Raw genomic sequence first — 26,947 nt, 5'->3', positions numbered from 1 at the left:
TCCACTGCATCAGTTAGTACAGGCTGTGGCTATTGTGGATAACCGTCATTCGTCGAGTTCAGTTCTTTCACTACCGTCGCGGGATTACCCTGGACGATAACATCGTCGGGAACGTCCTCTGTGACGACTGCCCCTGATCCGATGACGGCGTCGTCGCCGACCGTCACGCCGGGATTGAGAACCGCTCGGCCACCAATCCAGACGTTGTCACCGACTGTGACTGATTTGCCGTATTCCGGCCCTTTGATTCGCTCGTCTGCAGTAAGCGGATGGGTCGCAGTGTAGATGTGGGCGCCCGGCCCAATTTGACAGTTCCGTCCGATGTTCACTCGGCACACGTCCAAGACGACGCAGTCGAAGTTCGCGTAGAAGTTCTCCCCGACATGGATGTTGTACCCGTAGTCACAGCGAAACGTCGGCTCTATGTGACATTCATCGCCGAGTGATCCGAGGAGTTCTTCTAGCAGGTTTCGTCGTTTTCCGCTATCGTTTGCCACCGTGCGATTGTAGCGTCTCGTGAGGTCGCGTGCGTGTTCTCGTTCGGCCACGAGCTCCGGATCGTCGGCGTCGTACAGTTCCCCGTGTAGCATCTTTTCCTTTTCACTACCCATTGCTCCGATTACCCATCCGAATCGGGATATGTATTCTGGAACACTCGGTAGGTCACCTCGCACACCTACGAAGCAGTTACGCCGCTCCGTTCGGTCGAGATCAATGCCGTGTAAGTCGTTCTATGGCTCTCTGATGAGAGGGCTTTGACCACTTGGTGGGTGCCATACGACAGCCCGCAGTTGAAGCGCTTCTACCCTTGACGAACCGAAACCGATGGTCGACTACACCGCGACTGAGTTACAGGATATCGTGAGCCGACTTGAGGAGAAAGATGCGGTTACGGTAACTGATAAGCACATAGAACGCCGCTCAACAACCATCTAAACCTATTCCTCTCTGAGGAACTCAACAGAGCCGACGTTTGAGAAGTAGACTGATGTGTTTTCGCTTGCAGTCTCCGAACACTGTGGGCGCGTTGTGGCGGTTGATATCTCCGAGATGGTGTTAGACGTGATAGATTGGAAACTCGAATAGAGCAGCATTCGGCAAATAGAGACCGTCCACGGTGGGTTTTTGAGGTACAAGCATAAAGGGAGACTCCGCATCATTCGTCTTCTCGAAGGACGCCCTCCATTACCTTCCCAATTTCGGGAAAGTCGAAGCACTGAAAAACATCGGAGAGACGCTAGAGATGGGTGGAATGCTCTGATTACGGGATTGATCCGCTGGATAGTCGCGACGAGATTGATGCATGGATCAAAGAGAAAAAGATTCAAAACCCGTCACTGACGAAGAAACCATCGCCATTTTCGGGAAGAATACAGCACGTATTGGTTCCTCCTCGAATCGATGCTGGAGAGTTGGCTTCGAGACACTTGAATCGAAATATGAGGACTTCTACGCTACGTATATCTGTCAGTGACAGGCGGCTCCCGAATAACACCCCTAGATCCGGTAACTGCTTCGTCTGTATTGACCGGTCAGAGCGTGGCATTTCGATCGGTTCGTCAAGTAGTTCGCGGTAGGTCGTATTTTTCCGAATCATGAGACAGAGCAGAACAACGTGCTGATGGAGCGTATAGCGGTGTTTGGAGGACCCCGAGGAACACCGAGAAACGACTCGGCGTGCCAGATGAATTACCTTCTCAGTGAAACGTGAAATCTCGACTTTGGGGGTTCGTCTCATGGAACTACGGGACAATCCTGTAACTCCTTGAGGATTTCAACAGAACTCGGGAGTCAGAATACGTACCCACTCTTCTCGTCGTAGGGTGGAAGCAACGCAAGTTTTGTCGAAGGATAGAACACACGTCGATATCAGGTTCTCCGATTCTCTCGGACAGACGACTTCCGGGAGTAAGTCGCGGCTGCCATGCCGAAAAGGACGCCTCCGAGCACGAACCACGGGTCGGCGATCAGACTGAGGAGAGATTGACTGCCATCGTGTCCGCCTGATAGGCCGCGTTGAACAAGACCGCCGATACCCCGCGCACCCAGAATTAGGCTTACGCCCCAGACAGCGGAAAGCAACATCCAGCGGGGAATTATCCGGCCCCACAACGTGACGGTTCCGAGTGCGACACCCGCGGCGAGGAAAAGCAACGGGATGGCGACGAGATTCACCAGCAACAGCGTCCCTGTCATCGAGCGACCCGCAAGCCCGAGAGTACCGCCGAGCGCCCAGTAAACGTGTGGAAGGGTGAAGAGAAGCGCCCACGCGCCCGCCGCGTAGCCAGGCCAGACAGCTGCTGACGAGTGGCCAGTCGACGAGGGTGATGCAGGCATGAGCATGCTCCGACGCGGCAGACGAAAACGATACTGGTCTTATTCCGTATCTTGCCTTCGTCATTCCGTCCGGGCCGAGATCGCCTCGGTAACCACCGTTCACTCCGTTGTAGACTGGTCCGGTATCTCTCCCTCTCGCCACCATCTATCAGTCCACAATGCTGTACCGAAGGTGGGTGATGTCGGGAGAGTCGACCACCCGCGTCCGTTCCAGTTCGATCGGTTCGGTGTCGAGGTGCTCGAATAGTCGGATGCCGTCGCCGAGCAGCACGGGCACGAGTTGAATCTGAATCTCGTCTACGAGTCCCGCCTCAACGTACTGGCGGACGACATCCGCACCGCCCGAGATTCGGACGTCCCCGTCGCCGGCTGCCGTCCTCGCCCGCTCCAGCGCCGTTTCGATCCCGTCCGTGACGAAGTGGAACGTCGTCCCGCCGTCCATTTCCAGCGGTTCGCGGGGGTGATGGGTGAGCACGAAGACCGGTCCGTGGAACGGCGGAGTCTCGCCCCAGTGGCCCTCGAAGGGTTCGTCTCCCCACGGCCCATCATCGTTGTCGAACATCCGCCGACCCATCACGTGGGTGCCGGTCCGCTCGATGGACTCGGCTACGATTTCGGCGTCCCGGTTAGTCGTCCCACCGTCGAGTCCCTGCTGCTCGCGCCAACTCGCCAGATCGAACACCCACTCGTGGAGCCGCTCGCCCCCCTCGCCCAGAGGGTTCTCTCGACCGTCGTTCGGCCCGGCGATGAACCCGTCAAGCGACATCGACATGTCGACGAAGACTTCCGTCACGTCACTCGCCTCCTCCGGCTCCGCCGTTCGTCAGGAACCCTCCCAGACGGTCTAGCGTCTGATCCGCCGCCTCGACTCCGCCGAATTCCTCCAGCGTTTCGCGCTCCGCAGCGGAGTCGAAGTCCATCCGGAAAGTCAGGTCGTTCCTGCCGCCGTCGCCCTCGTCGAAGGCCACCGTCACCTGAAACCGCAGGAAACCGTTCTCTTCGTTCGGGGGGTGGGTATAGATCAGGCGCTCCGGTTCTACGATCTCGTCGGAGACGAACTCGTTACGATAATCTGCACCGTCGGGCCCGTGCATGACGAACCGCCAGACGCTACCCAGCCGCACGTTCATCTCGTGGACAGTGGTGGTGAACCCGTTCGGACCCCACCACTTCGCCACTTGCTCTGGATCGGTCCACGCTTCCCAGAGGTGCTCTCGCGGAGTGTCGACTGTCCGCGTGATCCTCAGTTCGGTAGTCTCTTCTTCGATCGGTTGGTCGTCGAGTTCGTTGTCAGTCATTGGCCATATCGGTTATTTCGCCACGAGGTGATCGGCGAGACGCTCTAGGGTCTGCTTCGCCCCGTCGTCTGCGCCGAACTCCACGGCTTCGTCGAGTTCATCCGCGGACCCGAAACGCATCTCCATGGTGAGTTCGGTCCCGCCACCGTCGGACTCCTCGAAGGTGACCGCTACTCGGAACTGCTCGGGGTCGTCGTCGGACCCGTGAGTGTAGGCCAAGCGCTCGGGTTCCACAATCTCGTCGTAGACGATCCGGTTCTGGTACTCGTCACCGTCGGGGCCGACCATCACGAACTGCCAGACTCCATCTGGCCGGACCTCCATCTCGTCGGTCGTGGTCGTGAAGCCGTCCGGACCCCACCACTGATCGACCTGGTCGGGGTCCGTCCACGCTTCCCAGACGCGCTCGAGTGGCGCGTCGAACCGTCGTCGGATGGTCAGGCTTCGTTCGTTCGTTTCGATCTCTGTGTCGTTTGTCGTGTCGTTCGTCATTGCTTGTCGTACTCCATTTCTTCCTGCCTGCCGTCGACGCGATAGAGGTGGTGCGTGACGCCGGGGCCCTCTACGATTTCCGTTCGTGCCAGGTCGACTCGCCGATCGTTCGCTCGAATTTCCTGCGATGATGAACCCGTCCACCGACATGCTGGTATCGAATACTACCTTGCTCATCTGAACATCTACTCCATAATCGCGCCACAGGAGATGTTGACTTCCGTGGCGGTGATGGTGCGGGCTTGCTCAGAGGCCACGAAGGCTGCGACGTCCCCCACGTCGGCCAGTGTCGCTGCCCTATCCAGCAGGGTTGCCTCCTTCGTCGCAGCAGCGACCTCATCGCGGTATTCGATATCGTCTGGGATCGACTCTGGCACACTCCCCGTTTTCAGGGTGACGACACGGATGCCATGCGGACCAAGTTCGACTGCCCACTGCCGACGAAGCCCTTCGATGGCGTCGAGAGCGACTTTGAAGCCGCCCGTCCCAGGGGGCGCGTCGGGATTCGAGCCGCCGAACGTCAAGATAACCCCGGATTCGCCCTCGATCATGTGCCTGGCTGCCGCCCTCGTCGTCAGAAACTGCGTCCGCATCGCGGTCGTGATCGGTTGCATGAAATCCCCGACCGAGATCTCGGTCAACGGCTCCTGAACGTCCCCGATTCCGATGAGATTAAACGAGATGTCGATGCGTCCGGTCTCCTCGACCACCGCATCGACGAACTCGTCGACGGCCTGCTCGTCGAGGGCGTCGACGACGGCAGTGTCGGCTTCGCCGCCGTCCGAACGGATGTCATCGGCGACCGCTTCGAGCGGTGCTGCGGTGCGACCTGCGAGGAAGACGTCAGCGCCCTCGCTGGCGAAGGCTCGTGCGACGGCACCGCCGATCGACCCGCCCGCACCGTAGATCACGGCGACTTTGTCATCCAGCATCACTGCGATCCCCTCCCTGAGGCTTGGGCGTACTCCGGTGACACCTCGATCATTCGTTGAATGGTCTGGCTTGTGTCGGTTGCGTCGAATTTGGTCATGATTCTACGAGTACTGGTGCCAGGTTGTCGAAGGAAATCTCCCAGCCCATCCTGGCGCCCCCGACGAAGTCGCCCGTCGGGAGTTGTTCGTGGGTGAGGACGATTTCTGTGCCGTCCTCGACGTCAGTAAACTCGACGGTGACGCGGCTGTCGACATCGGCTTCCGGGAAGTTAACCCACCGGTCGGTGTAGACGATCCGTTCGTTCTCGACGACTTCCTCGAACGCACCGTCACTTCCAAACCATTCGTCGTCCGCGTGGAAGCGAATCGAGCGCTCCCCGTCCGGCTCGGCAGTGAAAGTTTGGACGTCGGTCGTAACGTCGCCCGGTGAAGGAACGAACCACTTCTCCAGTTCTCCCGGTTCCGTGAAGGCACGGAAGACTCGCTCGCGCGGCGCGTCGAACGTCCGCCGAATTGTCAGCTGGTTTTCGCTGGTTTCGATTTCGGCTTCGGCGTTCGGCGCGTCGTCTGTCGTTGGTTTTCCCTCCTCTTTCTCCGCCGGCTCGTAGGTGAGGACGACGACGCCCGAGTCGGTCGTCTCCATCTCGACGAGTTCCAGACCGGTTGGCTCGCTCTCGTCCGTGAAGAGCCGTTTGCCGGTGCCGAGGACCAGCGGGTGGACCATGAGTTGGTATTCGTCGACGAGGTCGTTGGCCATGAGCGTCTGGACGAGGTCCCCGCTGCCGAAAACTACGAGGTCACCGCCAGGCTCCTGTTTCAATTCGGTGACCGCGTCGGCCACGTCTCCCTCGAGGACCGTCGAGCTCTGCCAGTCGGCCGCGTCCAACGTCCGGGAGGCCACGTACTTGTCGACGCTGTTCATCTGCTCGGTGAAGGGCTCATCTTCGCTCGCGGTCGGCCAGTACGACGCGAAGATCTCGTACGTCTTCCGGCCGAGCACGAGCGCGTCCACGTCGTCGAACCCTTCGGCGACGGCCGGGTCCACGTCGTCGAAGTACGGCACCTGCCAGCCGCCGTGCTCGAACCCGCCTTCGGTGTCCTCGTCGGAGTCGCCCGGGGCCTGCATCACGCCGTCGAGCGTCAGGAACTCGCTTACGACGAGTTTCCTCATGATTACGCCTCCTCGACGACAGCCGCGAGGTTCCCGAGCGAGTCGGTCCATCCCTCGTTGGCATCGCTTGGGGAGGTAGCCTCGGGGAATCCCTCATGGCGGACGGTGATCTCAGTCCCCTCGGAAACCGTCTCGAAGGTGACCGTCACCGTCATCTCGCCGGCCATCGCCGGGTCGTCGGTTTCGAACGATTCCGTGTAGAGGATGCGTTCACCGCGGACCAGCTCCTGGTAGGTGCCCCCGAAGGAGTGGCCGTAGTCCGCGAACTCCTCGGTCTCTCCGGTGAACGTGGCGCGGAACGTCCCGCCCTCCTCGGCCTCTAGGTGGTGGACCTCGGCCGAAAAGCCGGTCGGTGGCAACCACCGGGCGAGTTCGTCGGGATCGAGGAACGCCTCGTACACTCGCTCGGGCGATGCTTCGACGACACGACTCGCGGTCATGCTTCGTTCGTCGGCCTCGGTGGGATCTGCGCCGGATTCCTGAAGTAGCGCCGCCAGGTTTTCGAGCATTCCCGCCCATCCTTCGGCGGCACCGTCGGGCACCTCTCCGGGGAACTCCTGGGTGACGACGACTTCCGTCCCATCCTGAACATCTTGAAACTCGTAGATGACACGTAGCTCTCCCGCTTCGGTCTCCTCACCAGTAACGAGGCGTTCGTGCTCGACGACTTCGACGTAGGTTCCCTCGTTGTCGATGCGATTCTCCCCGTCGGTCCAGGAGATGGACATGTCGCCACCGGATTCGAGTTCCTGGGCGTGAACCGCTGCCGTCATGCCGTCGGGAACGAACCACTGTTCGAGCTCCTCGGGGTCGGTGAACGCCTGCCACACCCGTTCGCGCGACGCGTCGAACGTCCGGCGGAGGGTAAGCGTCGCGTCGGTCGTTTCGATCTCGGTCTCATCGATCGTGTCGTTGTTTGTCATCGGTCTTCGTTCTCCAGATGGTCGGCCAGCGCGTCGAAGCGGTCCTCCCAGAGGACGCGGTACCGGGTCAGCCACCCGAACGCGTCGCTCAGCGGCGCAGCGTCGAGGTGACACCGTCGAACCCGGCCGTCCTCTTCGATGTCGAGCAGGCCCGCGTCCTCCAGCACGCGCAGGTGCTTCGAGACCGCTGCCAGCGACACGTCGTGAGGGTCGGCTAGCTCGCTGACGCTCTTTGGCCCGTCGGCGAGCTGTTCGATGATTTCTCGACGGATCGGGTGGCCCAGCGCCTTGAAGACCGCGTCGAGATCCAGGTCGTCCGGCTGTTGTTCAACCATCCGGTTAAGCGTACAGCCCGCAATATATTAAACCTACAGGTTAAACAATTCGGATTCGTCTTCCCAGCGCTCACGCTGCGTGAAACACTCGGTACATCGAATGGCCCGCGTGGCGGTGGATGTCACTCATCAGAAGATCACCACAAGTCAGTCTCCCAAACCTATTTGTTATTGAATATTAATTAAGAATATATGGTAGATGCTAGCATTGATGTGATCCATCGCGGCGGGTTGAAGTGTGATCTCAATTACCTGGTCCAGGGCAACACGCTTGGGAGTTACGACGAACCTAATCCCGACGCCGACTACGAGGAGATCCCGGTGTGGAACCTCGTCATCGACCACCCGGAGGCGACGATCCTCTGGGACACGGGTAACCACGAGGACGCACTCAACGGCCACTGGCCGGAAGGCCTCAAGCAAGCGTTCTACCCCCACGACGTGCAGGAACACACGCTGGAGGGAGACCTCGCGGACGCGGGCTACAGCCTCGATGACATCGACGCTGTGTTTCAGACCCACCTGCATCTGGACCACGCCGGCGGACTCCACCACTTCGGCGGTACGGACGTTCCAGTGTATGTTCACGAGAAGGAACTCAAGTTCGCGTACTACTCCGAGAAGACCGACAAGGGAAGCGCCGCGTACATTCTGGAAGACTTCGACCACGACCTGAACTGGCAGATCGTCCACCAAGACCGCGAGAGCCACTTCGAGGACGTGGAGTTCATTCGATTCCCTGGTCACACGCCCGGACTCATGGGGACGATAATCCACCTGGACAACCACGGGACGCTTGTGTTCGCGGGCGACGAGATCTACCAGTCGGTCAACTACGAAGACGAAGTGCCGCTGGGTGCCGGCCTGCTCTGGGGCAACCAGGAGTGGTTCGATAGCCTCCAGACGCTGAAGGACCTCGAACGCTCCCACGACGCCGAGGTGGTGTACGGTCACGATCCCGACCAGTTCGAAGAGATCCGGTCAGGGTGGTCCTGAATGAGCTACGACCGCTCCGTCTCGGCCGACAGCCACGAACTCTCCCCCGAGACCGTCTGGCATATCGACATGCCGGAAATCCGGTTCGGCCGGGACGCCACCGACGAACTCGCCTTCCAACTGCGCGATCTCGGCGTTGAGGGGACGGCTACCGGGCTCGTGATCACCGACGAGGGGGTCGCCGATGCCGGCCACGCGGACCGTGTCGTTGCCCACCTCAAGGACGCTGGCCTCGGCGCCGACCTGTATGACAAGTCAGAGCGCGAACCCTCGATCAGTGCTATCGAGGATTGCCTCTCGTTTGTCCGGGAGCAGACCGACAACGGATACGACTTCTACGTCGGCCTCGGCGGCGGGAGCTGTATGGATACCGCGAAAGCTACTCGCGCGATCATCGCCAACGGCGGCAGCCCGCTCGACTACATCTCCGAACCGACCGGCGACGGCCAAAGCCTCACTGAGTCCGGGCCGCCACTAGTGCTGCTACCGACCACGGCCGGCACCGGCGCCGAGATCTCGCCAGTCGCCATCCTCTCGGTACCGGAGAAAGAGATCAAAGAGGCCATCTCGAGCAACCACGTCCGTGCCGATGCTGCTGTTCTCGATCCTACGTTGACGACGACGCTCCCGCCGGAACTCACCGCAAGGACGGCGATGGACGCGCTTGGCCATGCGATTGAGGGGTACACCACCCACGAGCACGACTCGTTGCTGCGTGCGAGCGACCCGGCCGAGCGCCCAGTATACGCCGGCCGAACCCAGCTCACCGAGATGTTCTCCGAGAAGGCGATCCGCCTCCTCTCAGGGAGTGCACGCACTGCCGTCCACAATGGCGACGACCTCGACGCCCGAGAGGATATGTTGCTGGGTGCACTGTTCGGCGCCATTTCCGGGCTCACGGCCGGCGCCAGCCTCTGTCACGCGATGGCGTATCCAGTCGGAAACAAGTACCACACATACCACGGTGAGACCATCGCCGTACTCACCCCCGCGAGCACTATCGACTACAACTCCGCGAGCGACCCCGCGCGGTTCGCCAGGGTGGCCGAGATTTTCGGCGTCGACACCGCGGGGATGACGAACCGCGAGGCCGCCAACGCACTCAAACAGGCGTACATCCAGCTCCAGCAGGACCTAAACGTACTCCCCAGCGGCCTCACCGAGCTTGCCGGAATCACGGAGGAGGACATCGACTGGCTGGCCCAACAGACCGTCGATACGCAGGAGCGCCTGCTGCGGTGTAACCCCCGACCGGTGACCAAGGAGGATGTCGCGGACGTGTTCCGCGACACGCTGCACAACTGGGAAGACTAAGCGACACTACACCACCCAACACGGACGCGATCAACCGCGCGACGGGCGAACGCATCGAGACCTACGAGACCGATTCGACGGACGTCGACGACGCGACGGCCCGCAACGTGGTCAGGTAAGCTCGCCGACGCGGACGCTGTCACGCCCGTCCCCGAGGACCACGTGCTCGTCCACGAACCGAGCAGCACTGCTTTCGATGAGGAAAAATAGCAGTGTAGGGGTTATAGGCAGTAGGTTGCAAGTATATCTATACCTGTATGAAAAATAGAGGGATTACCATTTTCCCACAGATATGTTAAATATCGATGTTGTCGTGGATCGGTGTAAAATGAGCCGACGTGTGCGCCGCTAATGGGAGTGGTCTCAGAATCGGCTTGGCTTCGCCCCCTCTCAGGGACTGCATTCACTACAGCACAAACTCCTGCTCTTGTGAACGCTGTACCCCTCCCTGCTCGCGCCTTCGGGCGTCGTCAGAAATCATCGATTGCTGATTGCCAATCAGAACACTTGCGTTCTGATGACGATTGCTGAGAAAGGTGTCTTAGCGCCTCAATTCAGATAAACCAGAAAATCCCGCTCCAAATCGCAGTCAACCATCTTCAGGCTGCTCGAGCAATCTGGCGACAGTCATGAACGCATCGAATTTCGGTGGCGCACCCTGCACCTGAACAACCCCCCGATCACGATGATATTGGATGAACTCAACTTCCGCAGTCTTGGGAAGATGAGTATGCTGTAGGTCCACCACTATCTCATCGAACTTTTCCCACGAATCATCTTCCGGAGGATCATCTTCCCAATCAGCGATCGTCTCTACAAGCTCCTCAATCGGTACAGGACCATCCCGTTCGTACAGATAGTATAGAGCATACCGTCTGCGTTCGTCGCTGAGCAGGTCGAATATCGTGTCTAGTGATACCATATGTTGTAAAGAGTCGTACTGCTGATTTAGCCTCATCGATTATTCTAACTCTTGACCTTTTCCCACCGGTAATTTCACGAAGTGACACCCACCTCGCCGTAAACGGCGAAGCTTCCCACGCACGGGGGATACCAGTTAGTTGTCGCTGGTAGAGGGTTCCGACTCTCGAAACGCCGTGTGCGTCATCTGCGCTGGTACGCTCTTCTCACGGTGAGTCGCGGCGGTGTCACAACCGCTCCCATCCCGAGGCGAGTTATCGCGTTCCACCTTATCAAGCGGGACGCTCTCTCCCCACGGGTCAATCCGTCGTGCGATATTCGCGGAAGCGTCGATGTCGGCCTGAAACGTCGAAGCGTGGCAGTCGTCTTCTGACACCGGAACTCGGCTTGTGAGTCCCGCCGACCGATGTGGTGGCACGAGTGGCACGTCTGCGAGGTGTACGCCGGATTCACGTACTCAACTGGGATACCCGCTTTCGTCGTTTTGTCCTCGATACGCCCTTGGAATCGGGCGAACGCCCACGAGTGACAAGGGCTATGATTGGGACGACCTCCGCGAAGAGCTTCGGGAGGCCGACGTTCGGCCAGTGATTAAACACCGAGGGTTCTCCCCGCTAGATATGGCGCATAACGCTCGCCATGACGACGATACCTATCATCGACGGTCAATCGTCGAGGCTGTGTTTTTCGCGCTCAAGCAGCGGTACGGCGACACGCTTCGGGTGCGGACGTAGTTCGGTCAGTTCCGTGAACTCGTTCTGAAAGCGGCTGTGAGAAACGTCGAACTTGCTCCGTAACTTCGGTCAGCACAGCATGTGTATTTATCGAATTGCGGGAGAGCCATCCGTATCATTTGCATCGGCTATCCACTGCGGTTGCATCGGGAGGATGTCCGACGGCAAATCGTTCATGTCGAAGAATCCGACCTCGAGGGCTTCCTCTTCGTCGGCCTCGGGTGTCCCCCCCTCGATGGTACACCGAAAGCAATTCGTGACGAAGTGAACTGCCTTGCCTGAGGGATACGAAAACACCTGCTGTTCCGGGTGTGAATAGACGCCCATCAACCGCTCAACCGCTATTTGCAGTCCCGTTTCCTCCTCAACCTCCCGTGTGATAGCGTCCCCGACTGGTTCGCACCGTTCGACCGTGCCCGTCGGGAGCGCCCACTGCTCTTTGTCGGCGCGTTTCAGCAACAGCACCTCATCTGCGTTATTCACTACGACAGCAGCGACACCCGGACGTATCTCGTCCGGCCACGAATAGGGAGGTGCCTCCCACGTGCCGGTTGTGTCCGTGAAGAGGTTTGCAAGCGTCGAGATCGTTAAATCTGGTTGCTGAAGATCACGAGCAGATGCGGCAGTCGGTTCGTCCTCGGCCACCAGAATCCCGGTGATCCCCGCACGGTGGGCGCCGAGAACGTCCGTGGCAGGATTATCGCCAATCACGACCGCTTGCACGTCGTCGGCCAGCCCGTCGAGAGCCATCTCGAACATAAGCGGCTCGGGTTTGCCAACGACCGTCGGCTCTGTCCCTGCCGCAGCTTCGACTGCTCGGACAATGCCCCCGGCCCCGGGTGCGGGCCCGTCCGGGGTCGGGAACGACCCATCCGGGTTCGTCCCCACGAACGTCGCTCCCCGATGGATGTGTCTCGCCGCCCGCTGGATGTCTTGATACGACGTCTTCTCGTCCGCGCCGACGACCATCGCATTGGGATCGTCGTCCGTGACCTCGATGCCCTCCTCTTGGAGTTCGATTTCCAGCCCTTCGCTACCGACGACAGCAGCGGTGGTCACATCCTGTTGGGAGAGGTAGCGGGCGGTCGCCCAGCCCGACGTGATGATCTCGTCTTCTTCCGCGTCGATCCCCAGTTTGCGAAGATTGTTCGCGATCGTCTGACGCTGAGGGCGTGGGTCGTTCGTCAGGAATCGAAGTTCCTTGTCCCGCTCATCGAGGCGATTCACCGACTCGACCGCCTCCGGTAGGGCCTCGTCCCCGAGATACACTACCCCGTCAAGGTCAAGCAAGAACGCGTCGAATTGCTCAGAAACCATGCCATTTTGTAGCACCATCTGCCACTTGTATCCTTTTATAGGAGGTTACATCCGCAATTTAACTGAGCGGCTGATTTGTAGCGTCATTAACGGAAAGAATGGTCTGTTGCTCCGCGTCTAAACAAGGCCCGCGCTTTGTATTCAGCACGACGCCCAAAAACAATCATCCATAGATAGTTTCAATATATCCAATGTTTTGAAAATACGTCCTGCCGATACTGTCCTGCTGAATGTATCCTTTCAGTGGCTCGGACTGGGCCGTTACACTTCGTAGGTTAGAACCGCAAAAACATCGCTATATTGTTGCACATTAACTAGTTTCAGTGGCGGAGTAGTGATAGTGCGTGGCAGTAGTGGCGCACCCGAAGCGAGCGTAACGGGAGCAACGGTGAGAATAATCTCGTCGAGTAAACCGTGGTCGTGGAATTGTCCTACAAGGTCACCGCCACCGACAAGCCAGACGTTCTTACCACCTGCGGCCTCTACCATGTCCGCATGGATTGGCGCAACATCTCCCCGCACGAAGCGGATGTCCGCACCATCAACCACCGGTAACTCCCGACTGCTGAATACCCATGCCGGAACCTCATACGGCCACTTTTCCGGGTTGTCCAGTAGGTTTTCCTGCTCGATGACCGACTCATAGGTCGTCGAGCCCATGGCCAAGGCACCAACCTGATCTATGAACTGCGGGTAGTCATCCTGTACGCCCTCAATCTCCTCAATATCTCCGAACTGGAAGAGCCAGTCAAGTGAGTGATTTTCATCAGCGAGATACCCGTTGATGCTCGTTGCTGTGTAGTATTGGGTCTTCATCGTTTCAACCAGGTTTAGGAAACGTTCTGCTAGCATAAAGATGACCACCACCAGTCCGCCACGCACACCGTATACTCGTAGCTCCTAAATAGAGGGTACGTATCTTGCCCGGACTCCATTTCGGATCCATCGGTTACTACGTCTGTACTGAGAGATCACCATCTTCGCAAATTGAGTCAAATATCGTACTACATTCACGCTGTGGATTTAGCATGGCTCTCCCGAAATTCCCGATAGGTGATAGAAGTGCCAGCAGTAGATTTGCAGGCCTACTTAGCGGTCAGTTCACCGTAAACGAAAGTGGAATTACCACTGTGGGGTGATTTCTCTGGCACACTCACAATAGACAGAGAGTGTCACAGGGCGTTCTGCCCGCTCTTCTTCACATTTTTAGCGAACACACAGATCGGTAAGTACAGGGGAACAGTGTACTGCGACCGGAAGTAGACAGTCGTCGATCTAAGGGGTATCACAGAAGGCGCCACCTGCTCTCGATTCGGCCGTGTTTGAACGAGGAGACTGGTCCGTAAAGTGCGCTCATCACTCGTTCACCGACCGGGGGCACAACTCAATCTCGGTCGGTACAGTTGCTTCTCTCCAGCGCACCCCAGCAACAGCCGACTAATTATTTAATCGGCCAGAGGACCTGTCGTTAACGAGAGGGGCCATCATATGCGCGAGCTCCGGGACATCGAGGGCTACATCCACGGGATCTCACGAAACGTCAACGGCTGTTAGCGATTTTCGTGGTCGGTCTCGGCATAGTCGTCCTCTTCTACACGCTCGTCTACAATTGGGGAATGCACGCACTCGAAAATCGCCCCCAGTCTATCTTTCGGTCGTTCCAGACGGTGATCGAGACGATGACGACGACTGGGTTCGGTGCGGATTCGCCCTGGACGACGCCGACGATGAATATTCTGCTGGTGACGATTCAGTTGACCGGCGTCGTCATCGGGTTCGTCGCATTACGCGTCTTAGTCATCCCGCTATTCGAGCAGACGCCGCTGAACCTCGCCAGCCGTCTCACGAGCAAGACCGCCCACGTCGTCATTGCGGAGTATCAGCGCGATACTGATATACTGCTCGACGAACTCGAAGAATTCGATATCGATTACGTCCTCATCGAATCTGACGAGGAGGAAGCGAAGCGTCTCTCGGATGATGGTTATCAAGCGATCAACGGCGATCCGGAGGACCGGGCCGATCTCGACCGTGCGACGATCGAGCGAGCATCGCTACTCATCACCGACGCTGGCGACAAAACCGCGAGCATTGTTCTCACCGCGCTAGAGGCCAATAAAGATCTGCGGGTGATTAGTTTCACCGGGTCGACGCGCCATAAAGCGGCGCTCGCGGAAATCGGCGTTGACCGCAGTGTTGCTCCACACGCGCTGATCGGCCGGCGACTGGCGGAGAAAGCGACGACACCGGTCACAGTCGGCGAGCAGTCTGAACGGGATGAAATCGACATTCGCGAGATACTCGTCCGGCGAAACAGTCCGCTCCACGGCGTTCGGGTGCGTGACTCGCCGATCGCAAACCACCCGAATCTGACGCTGGTTGCCGGGTGGTTTGACGGTGAGTTGCGGCTGCCGCCGTCCCCCGACGACGAACTCACGCCTAATACCGTTCTGACTGTCGCCGGGCCGGAAAACGAGATCGGTGAGATGACGACCGAGATTGGCGGCGTCCGACCGCGGCGAATCGCAACCCCATCGAGGGTCGTCGTCGCCGGCGTCGGTGAGGGCGGAACCGCCGCCGTCGATGCGCTCCCAGCAGACGTCTCGGTGACGACCGTCGACGAATCGGAGGGGCGCAATCCCGACGTCGTCGGCGATGTGACTGAACCCGAAACACTCCGCGAAGCGGGGATCAACGATGCCTCGGCGCTGATCGTCACCGTCGATGACGATTCGACCGCACTGATGGCCATCGCCGTCGCCCGCTCGCTCTCCAGCGGAGTGGAAATACTCGCACGCGTGACAGATGGAGAGAAGACGAGGGCGGCGTTCAGAGCAGGCGCTGACTACGTCCTTTCCATCCAGCGAGTATCGGCTCGGCTGGTCGCGTCGGAGGTACACGGTGAACGTATCATGGATCCAGTGAGCCAGATCCGACTCGTTCGAGCCGACGCAGCTCCATTCGTCGGCCAGACTGTGGCGGAGGCCCGTCGCGACACCGAGCGCGGTTGGACCGTGATCGGTGTCTCGCGCAACGGGACTGTCCATACCGACGAACGTACCGACATCACGGCCGACGATGACGTGTTCGTCGCGGGAAGCGACGAGGCGATTCAGGAGTTCGAGCGAACGGTCGCCGACTCGTGACTGCAGGCTGCCGAACTCTTTCAATATTTGAGAGGATCTCCGGCGTTCAATTCGCACGTGTAGCGAGCGTTCACTACCGCCGAGAGATCAATACGGCACCGACGGGTCAGACAGAACCTAGTTCCTCTGGGGATGTCACTCGGAGTTCGTCGTCGACTTCGTAGAAGTAGCCTCGCTCAAGCAGGCGGGTGAGTGCATGCTCTGCGTCCCTGGGTTCAAGCGCGAGTTCATCGGCACTGAGCAGGAGATCCAGTGCGAACTCGCGAGGAACGGCTTGCCCGCTTCCGTCGGTCTCAGAACTGATGCCGCGGGTACGAATGACATTATAGGCATCCAGAATCCACTCCGGAAGCGGCGGCCGTGGATCAATGATATCGGTCATCCTGTCCTCGTACTGAATGCTCTATCTTGAACCGCTTAAGAATATCCCTGAAATATAACCAAACCAGACCAAGAGAAGGCTCTCAGGTGGGTTCCCGATTTGACTCCACGATTCTCTACATGAGATGCTGCTGTTCTCTATGCACTGTTGAGACCGGATGTAGCTATCCGTAGAACGGTATCGGTCAGATCAGAAATTGGAGAACGTCGGTACATCTCTGTCTCTACTGGCGGGTACTTACTGAAGGATGGACAATCAGGATCAGACGGAGGCGATTTCGATCCGTTGTAGCAACTGTAATGCCGTCTATCCTGCCTTTCGTCTCCCTGATGGAACACTGATACGTGAAAGCAACAGATTACCATGCCGGTGTGGGAGCACATCCGTTGTTGAGTTACCGAATAACGCCCAACCAGGCTCTATCGAACTTCTATCCTTCAGACGATTGCGTTAGCGATGTGGAACTAACTGGCCTCGTTGAAACCCGCAGACGATGATCGGTTCTAGGGGTCGTGATGAAGACGCAGGGTGTGTGCAGAACGTATCGTTGCACAATAAGAACGATAGCGAGTTGTCAATACAGAATTTTACGTGTAGAGGGCCGGGAGCGTAAACGAAAACGTCGACCCGTCTCCGGGCTCGGAGTCAACCCATATCTTGCCACCGTGGCGTTCGACGATTCGCTCACAAAGTGCCAGTCCAATGCCCGCACCTTCGTATTCATTGCGTGTGTGGAGGCGCTCAAAAACCTCGAAGATGCGATCCTGATCGTCGGGAGAGATACCGATTCCTTCGTCGCGCACGGAGATGCGCCACATCTTGCCGGCACGGCCTGTGGAGATCGCCACCTGTGGCTGCTTATCGCCACTGTACTCGATTGCATTGTCGATCAAGTTCTGCAACAGTTGCCGGAGTTGATTCGCATCCCCCTCGACCTGAGGAAGATCTTCGACCGTTACTTCAGCATCTGTCTCCTCAATGCGGAGCTGCAAGTCAGCCAGTACCTCGTCGGCGAGGGCATCGAGGTCGACGGGTTCGAACGACTCACCTTCGGTTTCGATCCGTGAGTATTCGAGGAGTCCATCGATCATGTCCCGCATTCGGTCCGCCCCATCGACCGCGAACTCGATGAACTCTTCCGCATCTGCGTCCAGATCGTTAGCATACCGGGCTTCGAGTAACTGCAAGTAACTGGAGACCATCCGTAGGGGCTCTTGGAGATCGTGAGAGGCGGCATGGGCGAACTGTTCGAGGCGCTTGTTGGACTCTTTGAGACGCTGCTCGTATTCACGGCGTTCGAGTTCTTGCTGGACCCACTGCCCCATCGATTTCAGAAACGTACGCTCGGCATCCGAAAACGGCGTGTTCCGAGATTCGTGGGACACGAAAAAGAACGACCGGTCGAGTCCGTTTTTCACTCGGAGCCGCGTTCCCAAATACGATTTCACGCCGAACTCCTCGTAGGCTACCGTTCCCTCGAATCCTTCATCTGCGGGTGCAGTAATGCTGATCGGGTTGCCACTGTCGGTCAGGACGCGACAGTACGTCTCGGAGAGGCTCACTGTGACGTTGGGTTGGAGGTGGTCGTGCGAATCGCTGACGTACTCGACTTCAAGGAGGTCCGCTCGTGGATCGATACGAGCCATTCCGCCGAGATCGAGATCGAATCGTTCGCACCCAAGCTCAAATATATCTTGGAGTTTTTCGTCGAACGATCGCTCGGGTTCCGACGTAATTTCGTAGAGTTGGCTCTGGAATCGATCGCGCTCGGTTAGTTCACGTTGGGTTTGTGCGTGCCTGAGTAACCCCTCGACTGTCTGATCTACATCGAGTGGTGGGTGGTCCGTGCCAAAGAACTCGTCCGGAGGCTGGTAATAGAAGTTCTGACAGACCGTCCCGTCGTATACGACGAGCGGATGACTCCGAATCACGTCCGAAAGCACATCCGTAGAAAACCGATCACGATTATACTGGCAGAGGACGACGTAATCATCGCCTTCGTAAATCGTATTGAGCAGTGCTTCATACCGGACTAATTGATCGAGTCCGGTGTCCTCTTCAAGCGCCCACGTCATCTCGGCGGCGGCTCGCACACCTTCGTACCCCTCGCGATCGCGCGCCTCAGCGAGAGTTTCCTCCCAGAACTCGACCATCGTCTCCGGCTCGAACTCGCCCGTCCGGAGGTACGTGTCCGCTTTTGTGCAGATCGATAACGCGCCGGTCTCTTGGGCAGCTTCGACGTCGATACCACCTTCGCGAAGTGCGTCGAGGACGGTTTCCGTCGTATTGTCATCCGCGACGTAGAGGCACTGCTCGCCCTGTTCCAACCCCTCTTTGATGAACGGCACGACCGCGGCGAACTGATCGTCCTGATTATCGTACACGGAAGCGAGATGATCATTTGATCCGTCCCCGGACTGATGATCGTGGATCGCGCTCGCCTTCTGCCGCGTTTCGACGCCAGAGAGGGCACCGTCAAGACCGAACGTCGTACCTTTGTTAGATTGCTGTTTGCTCATACTCAGAATTGGGTGCTGAAATGGAGGGGACAGAGTGTCATTCGGGGAGTCTCCCTAATAAGTCACGTCATTTTAATCATTAGCGATTGGTTTAAGAAAAAATATTCTCATGGGACAACGCTATGCCGAATTCAGACGCTGCATTTTCTCCAGATAGAGTAATCCGAATCCATCGGTAGCTACAGGTGCATGCTTATCAGATGAACGGCTGTTCTAGACCAGTGAGATCACGATAACGACACTGCCGCCAATACCAGCAAGCATACCGACCCCACGTGCCAGTTGCTCACCCCACGCAACCGTCCGTTCGAGCGAGAGCACAATCGCGATGAGCGCCATCCAGACGATATTCATCGAGCCCACGATCACCATGAACGCGAACAGCGCCCAGCAACACCCAACACAGAAGACGCTGAACTGCCAGCTCATCCGGACGGCACCACGCACTCCCGGCCGGTAATGGCCCAAAAGAAACCCGAGCGGTGACCGACAATACCGCAGACACCGGTATTTGTACGGTGAAAGCTGGTACGCCGATAAGAGTAGCAACGACCCACCCATCAGGAGCCTGCCGTGGGCGTTCGCGAGGCTGACAATCGGCACCAGCGCATTGACAACAAGCGGGACAATTCCTGTCAACATCCAAATGAGCGCGTACGTCCCGATAAACGCTCCAACTCGTGTTGCTTTACCCGCGGTCGTCGTCCCCTCGAGCGTCTCAGCGTATAGCCGGAAGAGCGGGACCGACGACGGGTACATCATGGCGACCATCATGACCCCCCACATGAGGAGATACAGGCTGATACCAGTCAGCCCGTTCGAGAGCGCCATCGCCTCCGGGGCTCCCGGGTCGGACATATGCAGTTGCATACCAATCTGTCCGCCAGGCATCGGGAGCCAGCGACCGATAATTGCTGCCCACGCGAGTAGCGCGATTACGTAGGTAACGAGCGCGATAATCGGGATGCGACGGTGGGTAATTCGATCCCGGAATGAATCATGTGTCCCCATGATTGACTATATCGCTGACCTACCGTCCTCAGGAGTTCGCCAATTCGAAATCGCCGAGGTAGGCGTTGTTTCCGGAGACGTCCCACGTGAACTGGTCATCGTAGGAGACGGTGGCCGTGGTTGACTTCCCTGTCTGTACCTCCGTGCTCTTTGTTAGTGGGTGGGGCGAGATCGTACCGACCTCCTCGTTGAATCCGACCGCACCGTTCGCGTCCATTTCGATGGCATCCCCGATCTCGACGGAGAAGTCCGCCCCGTCCCGCGAGAAGCTGATCGGAGCGGTTGTGACGTCGGCGGATCGAACGTGTGTGTCAGCGACGGGCGCCCAGATGCCACCGGCGCGGCCGGAGTAGATGTCCTCGAGGGCCTCGCGCTGGTCGTCGCTGGCTGTCTCGTCGACGAGTAACACGATGTCCCACTCCGTTTCGGGGGCGAACATGACCCCCTCATCGGTCGAGATGAGCATGCCGACATCTGCCCCACTCAGGTCAACATCGCCGTAGCTTCCCTCCTCGATATGCCAAGCCAGTGAGACGGTACAGACGTCATCGTCTGGTGATTCCATCCATACACATTGGCAGGCAACATCGCAGTTGCAGGCTTCAACGTAGTCTCCCTTGATGGTCCATTCTTGTGCCATTGATGAACACCGTGTGGTACGCCAGCAAGTACCATTATATAGCTATCTAGTGAAAATAGACCACCCGGTGAAACCTTTGGATTCACCTTCTATTCACCTGCAGTTGCAGTTCATCAGTAAACATGTGTGCACGTTATCTCATTGCCGTGTCAAGAACGCTGGGCTGAAGAAAGGGGGAACATTCATCAGTACAAAATGTGATTTAGTTGTATTAGATATAATCACATATAACTTTCGATTGGGAAATATTGTGAACATAATATGAATGATAGTAGTTGTCCTGCTAAACTTATCCTCTCTATTCAGCAGGCCATTTGTATCAGCCGCTGAGGATCTCAAGGAGCCGATCGATTCAAACGGCTGCCACCGGTGCCACCTGAAGAGACTATCCCGCTTGACCACCGAGGACCAATATGCAATGGTGCGACCAGCCAACGAGATCATCCGGGAGCGAGGGAATGAAGGCTCGGAACCGAAGCCCGAAGGGGCAGTGACGTGACCGACGACCCACTTCCGGCCGAACACCTCTCACCGCTCGCCACGCTCGTCGACGAGGTACTCGCGGGCGTCGGCTACGAAGTAGCGGCCGCCACCGACGCCATCGACGACGCCGTCCCCGGCTACGGCGGTCTATTCGACCCCGCGACCACCCCAGCCGAGTTGCGTCACGCGCTCGAAAGCCTATTGGGGTCGGGACTTACCCGGCCACCCATCTCCGAGCCGACGAGCGACACGTTCGTCCTCTACGTCGACGGCAGTTCACGCGGCAACCCCGGCCCCGCCGGCGCGGGCGCTGTCATCATGGACGCTGCGGAGGATCAACTCGCCCGTCTCGGCCGACCCGTCGGCTCCCGAACGGGGAACAATACCGCCGAGTACGTCGCCCTCCAACTCGGGCTCGCCGAACTGTTGGCCCGCTACGAGCCTCGCAGGCTGGAAGTACGTATCGACTCGATGACGGTCATCCGAGACGTCTGGGGCGGCGATGACCCGACGGAACCGGGCGTCGAGACATACAGCGAGGCCGTCACGGCGGCACTGTCGAGCATCCCGGACCACCGGTACACGCACCTGGCCGACAGCGACCCGAACCCCGCTGATGCACTGGCGACGGTCGGAGCCGATATCGCGGCCTTCGGACCTGGATAGTGGAGTTCCGCCGCTTCAAATCCCGAATCCAAACCCGCCTCGGAAATGCCATGCTCGACGCTTGTCGATCGAACTGTCTCAACAGGTTCCCGAACCTCGGGATGACCGAGTTCACTCGAGGATACGAGACTCGCTGCGTTCTTCCTACGAACCGGGACACGCCCTACACCGAATATTTTTCCGCTATGAAGAGTATGGGTATAGGCAGCATAACGGGATCTAGGGTGGCACTGTATAGTTCAGCACCTTCTCAGATGGTGGTCGACCATCGAGCGCTTGATTCGGTCGATCGTGGTTATAGTGGTGTCTGAAGCGTCTGAGCTAGCGGCGTGCGCTGGCTGGACTGCCCCGCCAGAAAAATGAAAGCGGTCGATCCGCATTGAGACGGTCTAAAACCACTTTCGACATCGTTTCGGTCGCCGTAGTCGAACTGACTGCTCAATTCATGGCGAGCGAGCGCAGTCAGATAGCCGCTAGAATTGACTGGAAACTCTGCCTCGTCGATTTCGTGTTTCTCGGTAAGCCGGTGCAAAAACGCCGCCACGGAGCCAGTCTCACAGCGGCTGAACACGTCGATTTCGACCAGTAGCTTCGATTTTGTGTCGATCGCGGCGTACAGTCACTTTTTCTTGCCGTCTACCTCGATCTGTGGTCACTTCTCGCCACCATCTGCTCGTTCCTCAAACGCTCATTTAGACAGTACCGGATGTAAAGTTTATAGAGATATAAATCAATAATGACAAGATACTATGGAGCAATTGAAGAGTTAGAACTCAATAGAGTTGCACAACCACTCTGAATCTTCGTCACGACAGAGATCCGCAGCTAGGGTAGGGTTATCCGAGAACTCAGGAGGAATACTTACGTGAACTTGGTGGCAGTCGCCGTCATCTTCCTCCGATAAGTCAATCGATACCCAATCAGATTGTTGAGTTCGCGCTCTGATAACAAAGTGTCCAGAATCAATAGGCCATTCACAATCTACAGTCTCCGCATCAGCAGTGTCCTCCTCTGGCGGATCAAGTTGATAAACTGCTGAGTACACTGTTTCTTCATCTTTTCCCACCTCAACATCAATTTCATGATGTGAATCGTCACCATTGCTGATTAATATGCCACCTAAACGAGTATCTGACTGAAGGACTGATGAACACCCCGCTAATCCCGATGTCAGAACTAACCCAAAAATATCTCGCCGTCGCATAGTATATATTTCAAACCAATCCACATAGTTCCATTGTTTAATTCAGAATATAATTATCATAATTAATAAATATAAATTATTATTTCATATTATAAGATAATATTTATATGATAGGTATGCAACTCTTATCGTCCCATTTGAATTCCCTAAAGGAGCTAGTGCCGTACTTGAATGAGTTAACTAATAAATGAGACGACGTCGGAGGTGGGTCCCTGCCTTTCTCAGGGGTCGTATTCTCTTTTGCAGGTCTGCAGAAGGACGACTGAGTTATCCGTACGTTTCCAGTGATCGTCTCGAACCGTCGGGTACGTCAGACATGTATGCACGATTGACAATCATTACTATCGAGACGGACGTGTGGATCGCTAAGATAGCAGGAGCAATCATCGGAAGTTTCATCGATTTGTCGATCGGGTGGGTTCCACAGAGGTTCAGACGCTAGGGACCGCCGTGCTCTTCTCGATGGATGGAATTATGGTGGGACTCGTTTCCCTCCATCTGTCCAATGGCATTGCCCGCAGACTGGGACGGCTTGTGCAGGTGCTCCACCGACCGGAGGCTGACACGCAACGGTAACTGAAAGCAGGCAAATAGATGACAAAGATCGCGGAGCGTACCTGATATCAGAGAAAGGAAAGCGATACCTCAATGGCGAGATTGACGCAAGCGAACTCGAGGATAGCGATGAGTGAGAGATCCGATGCACCAGCTTGTCTGGCCGAGCGCACGGGTGAGCAGAATTATCACCAGACCAGCGGGATCGTCGTCAACGCCGGCCTCGTAACGTCGAAATCCGGGCCGGTTATTCTGGCTCTACTTCGTCTAAAAACCGGCGTAGTTCCTGCAGGTATGTCTGAAACGATGAGACACCGCTCTGGGTGATTCGATAGCGGGTTTCAAAGCCACTCTGAGTCCACGCTCGGCGGGTTTCGATGTACCCTGCATCTTCGAGGTTCTCCGCGTGAGAGGCGAGGTTACCATCAGTTAGCTCCAGCAAATCACGGATACGCGTATACGAGACGTCACGGTGCCTATACAGAAATCCCATGATCCGAAGTCGAGTGGGTTGATGGATGAGTGTAAGATCTGAAGGAAGATCCATCTGTCACCCTCTCATCGAAATGACCCATCCGGTAATAAAGTACGCTGCTCCCTGGAGAAATCCGGTCGTGAAACCCGCGCCGATGGGCATGAGATCAACGGTAGAAAGAAAGATGTTCCCGAGAACGATCCCGGTACCGGCCACAACCAAGGGGAGCAAGACCCATTTTGCCCGGTATATGCGGGAGAAAACGACACCGAGAAGAACCGTGAAGAGCCCCCCCGAAATCCCCATCGCAATGAAGATGTTACTGCTGGAACCGAGAGCAGCCAAGACGGCAGTTGCGATCAGAAAGAACACAATCGTAAATCCGGCACCGAGTAACCAATCATTGCCGGTCGTAGAGTTCCGTCCAAGGGAGATCGAATGGGTGGTCCAGATTGCCGATGTAACAGCGACAGCCGCTGCAATCCACGGCAGCCAGAGAACCGAAAGCACGACTGAGCCATACTCGTGTGCCGTGAGCCACGGGTCCGCTGCTGCATAGGAAATCGGAATCGCTGCAATGGCGAACGCGAACACCATGAGAGTGAGACCAAACGTTCGAGCAGTCAGTTTTTCGTCGTATCCCTCAATCTCCGTGAGAGCCTGTACAGCCTCGATAGGTGGCAAGTCATCAGTTGTCTCTTCCGTCATCAATTCTCATCGACGCTATGGAGATATATCAGATTCGACCCTTTGTTCCGCAAAGAGCTGAATGATGAACTCGTTACGTGTCGTGGGCTGCTCGTGGCGGCGTGACAGCTGTTCGCCGGTCGAGCGAACGCAGACTGGTTAGGTACTCGATGCTGGTGAACGCGTCCCCTCGGACGGGGAACAGCGCTCACTCGTACAGCGTCTTCGGCTACGCTTTCGAAGGACGCGGTTCCGGCGTACTACAGGTTCGACCGTGAGATCGGCTAGCGGTGCTAGTCCCACCTGCACTTCTTAGTGCCGCTTCCGTCGTGGCGCCGCGAGCCAACTCAACGGAACCGGGAAGACAGGTTGTGTCTGCGAATTCGATGCACGGCAGTCGGTCGTGCTGCTAGATTCCTCGAGCCTCTCTGGCCTTTCGGAGGCCGTCGCAAATTCCCCCCTGACCCGACATATTGACCTGCGCGAGGCGGCCGCGGCGATGGACGAGATCGAATGAACCGGGATCGATCGGTTCGCCTTCCGGGGTCCGGAACAGGATATCGTCCGTGGAGGTGACGAGGTCTGTCTCGCGGGCCTTCTCGAGGTAGCGTTCGATCGGGGTTGCCGGGACGGTGACGGCGAACGAGCGATCAGAGGCATAGACGGCGATTGTTTCGTTCGTATCGCTTGTGCCGGTCGATTCGGCTCTCTCGGCGGTTTCGAAGTCGTTTCCCCGGAGTTCGATGATCGTGTCCGGATCGAGACCAGCCTCGAGGAGCGTCTGGACCGCATCATACTGACGGGCTACGCGAGCCTTCTCGTCGAGTTCTCTCCGAACCGCCTCGACGTCGTCGTCGGCGTCCGGGAACGCCTCGGTGAACGATAGATTCTCGTTGACGCCGCGGTTGATCTCCGCCTCGTGCATGTGCTCGTGAAGCGTAATGTGTGCGTTCCCGACGCTCGCTAGGGATTCAATCTCGTCTCGTGCGTCGATCGCCATCATCCAGGCGAAAGCGGGTGAGCACCAGGCAGTTGGGAGCGTGAGGTCGATACGCACGCGCCGTCCCTCGATCGCTATCGCGTCGATGTACTCCAGAGTGACGATCGAACGGTCGAGTTCGGGATCCGTGACGCGGTCCAGTCGGTCGCGGACGGCCGCCCGCGTGGGAGGCGAGGGGAGGGCGGGGCCGTCAGAGTCGTGTGTAGTCATTAGTCGTCTGCGGGTGCAGGATCTCCGCTTGCATAGTGGTCCTCGAGGCCGAACTCCTGGCTGATGTCGTCGTTTCGGAACGTCTCACGCTTCGCCTCGATATCGATATCGTAGAGATCGGCGATGTTCTCACCCATGACCTTTTTCTTGGTCTCTACGTCCCACTCGACGCCGTACTCCGCGCGGTGTTCTTGCGTGAGTTCGGCTTCGAGGACCTCCTCGACGAGCCAGTCTGGGTTCCAGATCGCGTAGTCCGAGCCGAACAGCACGCGGTCCTCGCCGAGCCACCAGAGGAGTTCGGAGAGAATTTCCGAGAACTTTCCCGGTCGGTTCTGGGCGAACGGTGCAGCGACTGCGAGCCCGCCGTAGACGTTGCTCTCCTGTGTGCCGATCCAACAGAAGTCGTCGAGACGGGGGAGCCCGACGTGTTCGACGATGAAGTTGAGTTCGGGGAACGACGAGGCCGCGTCGTCGATGTCGCCGACATCGAAGGCGTCGCGGTTCAACGGCCGGATTGTCGGGCCCTTATGGGCGTGGATATTCTCGATGCCCAGTTCCAAACACTTCTCGAGGAACTCGAAGGCTTCCTCATCGTCGAGTCGCCACCCCTTCGAGTCGCCGCGCCACTCGGCGGTATAGAGCTTCACGCCGGGGATGTCGTATTTATCGTGGAGTTCGTCGAGGTATTCGAGGCCCTCGTCTCCATCGCGGGGATCGAAGGTACCGTTGAGCACGAACCGCTCGGGGTACTCGGCCGCGAGTTCGGCGTTCTGCTCGGTCGTGTTGAACCCTTCCGTGTAGAAATCGGTGAGGTACGTCGGTTGGAAGATCGCCATGTCCGCGGCTGCAGTGGCGAACAGGTCGTCGACCATTCGGTCGGGACCGTACTTCCGATACTCGTCCAGATCCCACTGTCGGTCTTCGGGTGTGAACGTCGTGTGGTAGTCGTAGAAACACTGGATGAACTCCTCGCCACCTCGGTGGTCGATGTTCTCCTCCGTGGCGTCCCAGAGGTGCACGTGTCCGTCGATGACGAATATTTCCTCTCCGTTTTGCTGATACATCCTACCATGGGAGTCGTTATCATACTACATTATTCTTTCTTATAGACATCTGAACTGCCACGGAACATTATCCGCCGTACTCTCGGTAGTCTCGAACTGGACGTATTCGAGTTGCGATACGCTGGGGGAATGTTA

General features: G+C 57.6%; 25 protein-coding genes and 4 pseudogenes. 5 read left to right on the top strand and 24 right to left on the bottom strand.

Going from position 1 to position 26,947, the window contains the following annotated elements; all coding sequences use genetic code 11:
• Positions 1-29: 29 nt before the first annotated feature.
• From C481_RS03095 to C481_RS03055, 10 genes and pseudogenes are all read right to left on the bottom strand, one after another.
• Complete coding sequence (locus C481_RS03095; RefSeq protein WP_006107458.1) at positions 30-611, bottom strand: maltose acetyltransferase domain-containing protein; 582 nt, start codon at positions 609-611, stop codon at positions 30-32.
• Between the two features lie 893 nt (positions 612-1,504).
• A pseudogene (locus C481_RS21470) lies at positions 1,505-1,738 on the bottom strand (IS5/IS1182 family transposase); the annotation flags it as partial.
• A 131-nt stretch (positions 1,739-1,869) separates the two neighbouring features.
• Positions 1,870-2,337, bottom strand: coding sequence for a DUF3995 domain-containing protein (locus C481_RS23150; protein WP_161605619.1), 468 nt, complete (start codon positions 2,335-2,337; stop codon positions 1,870-1,872).
• A gap of 148 nt (positions 2,338-2,485) precedes the next feature.
• Positions 2,486-3,130 carry a dihydrofolate reductase family protein gene (locus C481_RS03085; protein WP_006107454.1) on the bottom strand — a complete coding sequence of 215 codons (645 nt, stop codon included), beginning with the start codon at positions 3,128-3,130 and terminating at the stop codon, positions 2,486-2,488.
• A 1-nt stretch (position 3,131) separates the two neighbouring features.
• On the bottom strand, positions 3,132-3,635 hold the full coding sequence (locus C481_RS03080; RefSeq protein WP_006107452.1) for an SRPBCC domain-containing protein: 504 nt from the start codon (positions 3,633-3,635) through the stop codon (positions 3,132-3,134).
• A gap of 12 nt (positions 3,636-3,647) precedes the next feature.
• Positions 3,648-4,127, bottom strand: a complete 480-nt coding sequence (locus tag C481_RS03075; RefSeq protein ID WP_006107450.1) for an SRPBCC family protein — start codon at positions 4,125-4,127, stop codon at positions 3,648-3,650.
• A 185-nt stretch (positions 4,128-4,312) separates the two neighbouring features.
• Complete coding sequence (locus tag C481_RS03070; protein ID WP_006107449.1) at positions 4,313-5,059, bottom strand: SDR family NAD(P)-dependent oxidoreductase; 747 nt, start codon at positions 5,057-5,059, stop codon at positions 4,313-4,315.
• Between the two features lie 94 nt (positions 5,060-5,153).
• Positions 5,154-6,230 carry an SRPBCC domain-containing protein gene (locus C481_RS21890; RefSeq protein ID WP_006107448.1) on the bottom strand — a complete coding sequence of 359 codons (1,077 nt, stop codon included), beginning with the start codon at positions 6,228-6,230 and terminating at the stop codon, positions 5,154-5,156.
• Positions 6,231-6,232: 2 nt separating this feature from the next.
• Positions 6,233-7,153 (bottom strand): SRPBCC family protein, encoded by a 921-nt coding sequence (locus C481_RS21010; RefSeq protein WP_006107446.1) that lies wholly within the window; start codon positions 7,151-7,153, stop codon positions 6,233-6,235.
• Positions 7,150-7,488 carry an ArsR/SmtB family transcription factor gene (locus C481_RS03055; RefSeq protein ID WP_006107445.1) on the bottom strand — a complete coding sequence of 113 codons (339 nt, stop codon included), beginning with the start codon at positions 7,486-7,488 and terminating at the stop codon, positions 7,150-7,152. The genes C481_RS21010 and C481_RS03055 overlap by 4 nt, the downstream gene beginning before the upstream one ends.
• A 192-nt stretch (positions 7,489-7,680) precedes the next feature.
• On the opposite strand from C481_RS03055, the gene C481_RS03050 reads away from it, so the two are divergent.
• Positions 7,681-8,484: an N-acyl homoserine lactonase family protein gene (locus tag C481_RS03050; protein ID WP_049904381.1), complete on the top strand. Its 804-nt coding sequence runs from the start codon at positions 7,681-7,683 to the stop codon at positions 8,482-8,484.
• Entirely contained in the window at positions 8,485-9,798 is a 1,314-nt protein-coding gene (locus C481_RS03045; RefSeq protein WP_006107441.1) for a hydroxyacid-oxoacid transhydrogenase, read from the top strand. It abuts the gene before it with no gap.
• Between the two features lie 589 nt (positions 9,799-10,387).
• Here C481_RS03045 and C481_RS03040 read toward each other — a convergent pair.
• Positions 10,388-10,720, bottom strand: coding sequence for a DUF7344 domain-containing protein (locus tag C481_RS03040; RefSeq protein ID WP_006107439.1), 333 nt, complete (start codon positions 10,718-10,720; stop codon positions 10,388-10,390).
• Positions 10,721-10,855: 135 nt separating this feature from the next.
• Positions 10,856-11,250: pseudogene (locus C481_RS21000) on the bottom strand (transposase); the annotation flags it as partial.
• Between C481_RS21000 and C481_RS20995 the strand changes: the two are divergent.
• Positions 11,235-11,450, top strand: a pseudogene (locus C481_RS20995) (transposase); the annotation flags it as partial. The pseudogenes C481_RS21000 and C481_RS20995 overlap by 16 nt on opposite strands.
• A gap of 90 nt (positions 11,451-11,540) precedes the next feature.
• Here C481_RS20995 and C481_RS03035 read toward each other — a convergent pair.
• Together C481_RS03035 and C481_RS03030 are read right to left on the bottom strand one after the other, a co-directional pair.
• Positions 11,541-12,770, bottom strand: a complete 1,230-nt coding sequence (locus C481_RS03035; protein ID WP_049904395.1) for an HAD-IIA family hydrolase — start codon at positions 12,768-12,770, stop codon at positions 11,541-11,543.
• Positions 12,771-13,031: 261 nt separating this feature from the next.
• Entirely contained in the window at positions 13,032-13,652 is a 621-nt protein-coding gene (locus tag C481_RS03030) for a dihydrofolate reductase family protein (RefSeq protein WP_006107434.1), read from the bottom strand.
• Between the two features lie 680 nt (positions 13,653-14,332).
• On the opposite strand from C481_RS03030, the gene C481_RS03025 reads away from it, so the two are divergent.
• On the top strand, positions 14,333-15,916 hold the full coding sequence (locus tag C481_RS03025) for a potassium channel family protein (RefSeq protein WP_006107432.1): 1,584 nt from the start codon (positions 14,333-14,335) through the stop codon (positions 15,914-15,916).
• Positions 15,917-16,022: 106 nt separating this feature from the next.
• Here C481_RS03025 and C481_RS03020 read toward each other — a convergent pair whose 3' ends face one another.
• The 4 genes from C481_RS03020 to C481_RS03005 all read right to left on the bottom strand — a co-directional run bounded on the left by C481_RS03020 (position 16,023) and on the right by C481_RS03005 (position 20,468).
• Positions 16,023-16,298 (bottom strand): hypothetical protein, encoded by a 276-nt coding sequence (locus C481_RS03020; RefSeq protein WP_006107431.1) that lies wholly within the window; start codon positions 16,296-16,298, stop codon positions 16,023-16,025.
• A gap of 587 nt (positions 16,299-16,885) precedes the next feature.
• A complete protein-coding gene (locus C481_RS03015; protein ID WP_006107429.1) occupies positions 16,886-18,817 on the bottom strand; it encodes an MEDS domain-containing protein in 1,932 nt (643 codons plus the stop codon).
• A gap of 213 nt (positions 18,818-19,030) precedes the next feature.
• The gene (locus tag C481_RS03010; RefSeq protein ID WP_006107427.1) at positions 19,031-19,828 is read right to left on the bottom strand and encodes a DUF2182 domain-containing protein; all 798 of its coding nucleotides are present in this window, start codon (positions 19,826-19,828) and stop codon (positions 19,031-19,033) included.
• Positions 19,829-19,856: 28 nt separating this feature from the next.
• The gene (locus C481_RS03005) at positions 19,857-20,468 is read right to left on the bottom strand and encodes a DUF1326 domain-containing protein (protein ID WP_083860877.1); all 612 of its coding nucleotides are present in this window, start codon (positions 20,466-20,468) and stop codon (positions 19,857-19,859) included.
• 495 nt (positions 20,469-20,963) lie between these two features.
• Between C481_RS03005 and C481_RS02995 the strand changes: the two genes are divergently transcribed.
• Positions 20,964-21,617: a ribonuclease HI family protein gene (locus C481_RS02995; RefSeq protein WP_006107424.1), complete on the top strand. Its 654-nt coding sequence runs from the start codon at positions 20,964-20,966 to the stop codon at positions 21,615-21,617.
• Positions 21,618-21,836: 219 nt separating this feature from the next.
• Here the strand turns inward: C481_RS02995 and C481_RS20990 are convergent.
• From C481_RS20990 to C481_RS02975, 6 genes and pseudogenes are all read right to left on the bottom strand, one after another.
• Positions 21,837-22,266: pseudogene (locus tag C481_RS20990) on the bottom strand (IS6 family transposase); the annotation flags it as partial.
• A 117-nt stretch (positions 22,267-22,383) separates the two neighbouring features.
• The gene (locus C481_RS21575; RefSeq protein WP_152422137.1) at positions 22,384-22,845 is read right to left on the bottom strand and encodes a hypothetical protein; all 462 of its coding nucleotides are present in this window, start codon (positions 22,843-22,845) and stop codon (positions 22,384-22,386) included.
• A 778-nt stretch (positions 22,846-23,623) separates the two neighbouring features.
• The gene (locus C481_RS23145) at positions 23,624-23,869 is read right to left on the bottom strand and encodes a transcriptional regulator (RefSeq protein ID WP_161605618.1); all 246 of its coding nucleotides are present in this window, start codon (positions 23,867-23,869) and stop codon (positions 23,624-23,626) included.
• 57 nt (positions 23,870-23,926) lie between these two features.
• Positions 23,927-24,559: a hypothetical protein gene (locus C481_RS02985; protein ID WP_006107418.1), complete on the bottom strand. Its 633-nt coding sequence runs from the start codon at positions 24,557-24,559 to the stop codon at positions 23,927-23,929.
• Positions 24,560-24,947: 388 nt separating this feature from the next.
• Positions 24,948-25,748: an iron-sulfur cluster assembly protein gene (locus C481_RS02980; protein ID WP_006107415.1), complete on the bottom strand. Its 801-nt coding sequence runs from the start codon at positions 25,746-25,748 to the stop codon at positions 24,948-24,950.
• Positions 25,748-26,812 carry an amidohydrolase family protein gene (locus C481_RS02975; RefSeq protein ID WP_006107413.1) on the bottom strand — a complete coding sequence of 355 codons (1,065 nt, stop codon included), beginning with the start codon at positions 26,810-26,812 and terminating at the stop codon, positions 25,748-25,750. The genes C481_RS02980 and C481_RS02975 overlap by 1 nt, the downstream gene beginning before the upstream one ends.
• Between the last annotated feature and the right edge of the window lie 135 nt (positions 26,813-26,947).

The organism is Natrialba asiatica DSM 12278 (assembly GCF_000337555.1).
GTDB lineage: Archaea > Halobacteriota > Halobacteria > Halobacteriales > Natrialbaceae > Natrialba > Natrialba asiatica.
The sequence above is the reverse complement of the archived record's forward strand: the minus strand, read 5'-3'. Positions and strand labels throughout refer to the sequence as shown.

Coding starts and splice junctions, on each gene's coding strand:
- C481_RS03095 (WP_006107458.1), bottom strand. CDS start 611: ATGGGTAGTGAAAAGGAAAAGATGCTACACGGGGAACTGTACGACGCC.
- C481_RS23150 (WP_161605619.1), bottom strand. CDS start 2,337: ATGCCTGCATCACCCTCGTCGACTGGCCACTCGTCAGCAGCTGTCTGG.
- C481_RS03080 (WP_006107452.1), bottom strand. CDS start 3,635: ATGACTGACAACGAACTCGACGACCAACCGATCGAAGAAGAGACTACC.
- C481_RS03075 (WP_006107450.1), bottom strand. CDS start 4,127: ATGACGAACGACACGACAAACGACACAGAGATCGAAACGAACGAACGA.
- C481_RS03070 (WP_006107449.1), bottom strand. CDS start 5,059: ATGCTGGATGACAAAGTCGCCGTGATCTACGGTGCGGGCGGGTCGATC.
- C481_RS21890 (WP_006107448.1), bottom strand. CDS start 6,230: ATGAGGAAACTCGTCGTAAGCGAGTTCCTGACGCTCGACGGCGTGATG.
- C481_RS21010 (WP_006107446.1), bottom strand. CDS start 7,153: ATGACAAACAACGACACGATCGATGAGACCGAGATCGAAACGACCGAC.
- C481_RS03055 (WP_006107445.1), bottom strand. CDS start 7,488: ATGGTTGAACAACAGCCGGACGACCTGGATCTCGACGCGGTCTTCAAG.
- C481_RS03050 (WP_049904381.1), top strand. CDS start 7,681: ATGGTAGATGCTAGCATTGATGTGATCCATCGCGGCGGGTTGAAGTGT.
- C481_RS03045 (WP_006107441.1), top strand. CDS start 8,485: ATGAGCTACGACCGCTCCGTCTCGGCCGACAGCCACGAACTCTCCCCC.
- C481_RS03040 (WP_006107439.1), bottom strand. CDS start 10,720: ATGGTATCACTAGACACGATATTCGACCTGCTCAGCGACGAACGCAGA.
- C481_RS03035 (WP_049904395.1), bottom strand. CDS start 12,770: ATGGTTTCTGAGCAATTCGACGCGTTCTTGCTTGACCTTGACGGGGTA.
- C481_RS03020 (WP_006107431.1), bottom strand. CDS start 16,298: ATGACCGATATCATTGATCCACGGCCGCCGCTTCCGGAGTGGATTCTG.
- C481_RS03015 (WP_006107429.1), bottom strand. CDS start 18,817: ATGAGCAAACAGCAATCTAACAAAGGTACGACGTTCGGTCTTGACGGT.
- C481_RS03010 (WP_006107427.1), bottom strand. CDS start 19,828: ATGGGGACACATGATTCATTCCGGGATCGAATTACCCACCGTCGCATC.
- C481_RS03005 (WP_083860877.1), bottom strand. CDS start 20,468: ATGGCACAAGAATGGACCATCAAGGGAGACTACGTTGAAGCCTGCAAC.
- C481_RS23145 (WP_161605618.1), bottom strand. CDS start 23,869: ATGGGATTTCTGTATAGGCACCGTGACGTCTCGTATACGCGTATCCGT.
- C481_RS02985 (WP_006107418.1), bottom strand. CDS start 24,559: ATGACGGAAGAGACAACTGATGACTTGCCACCTATCGAGGCTGTACAG.
- C481_RS02980 (WP_006107415.1), bottom strand. CDS start 25,748: ATGACTACACACGACTCTGACGGCCCCGCCCTCCCCTCGCCTCCCACG.
- C481_RS02975 (WP_006107413.1), bottom strand. CDS start 26,812: ATGTATCAGCAAAACGGAGAGGAAATATTCGTCATCGACGGACACGTG.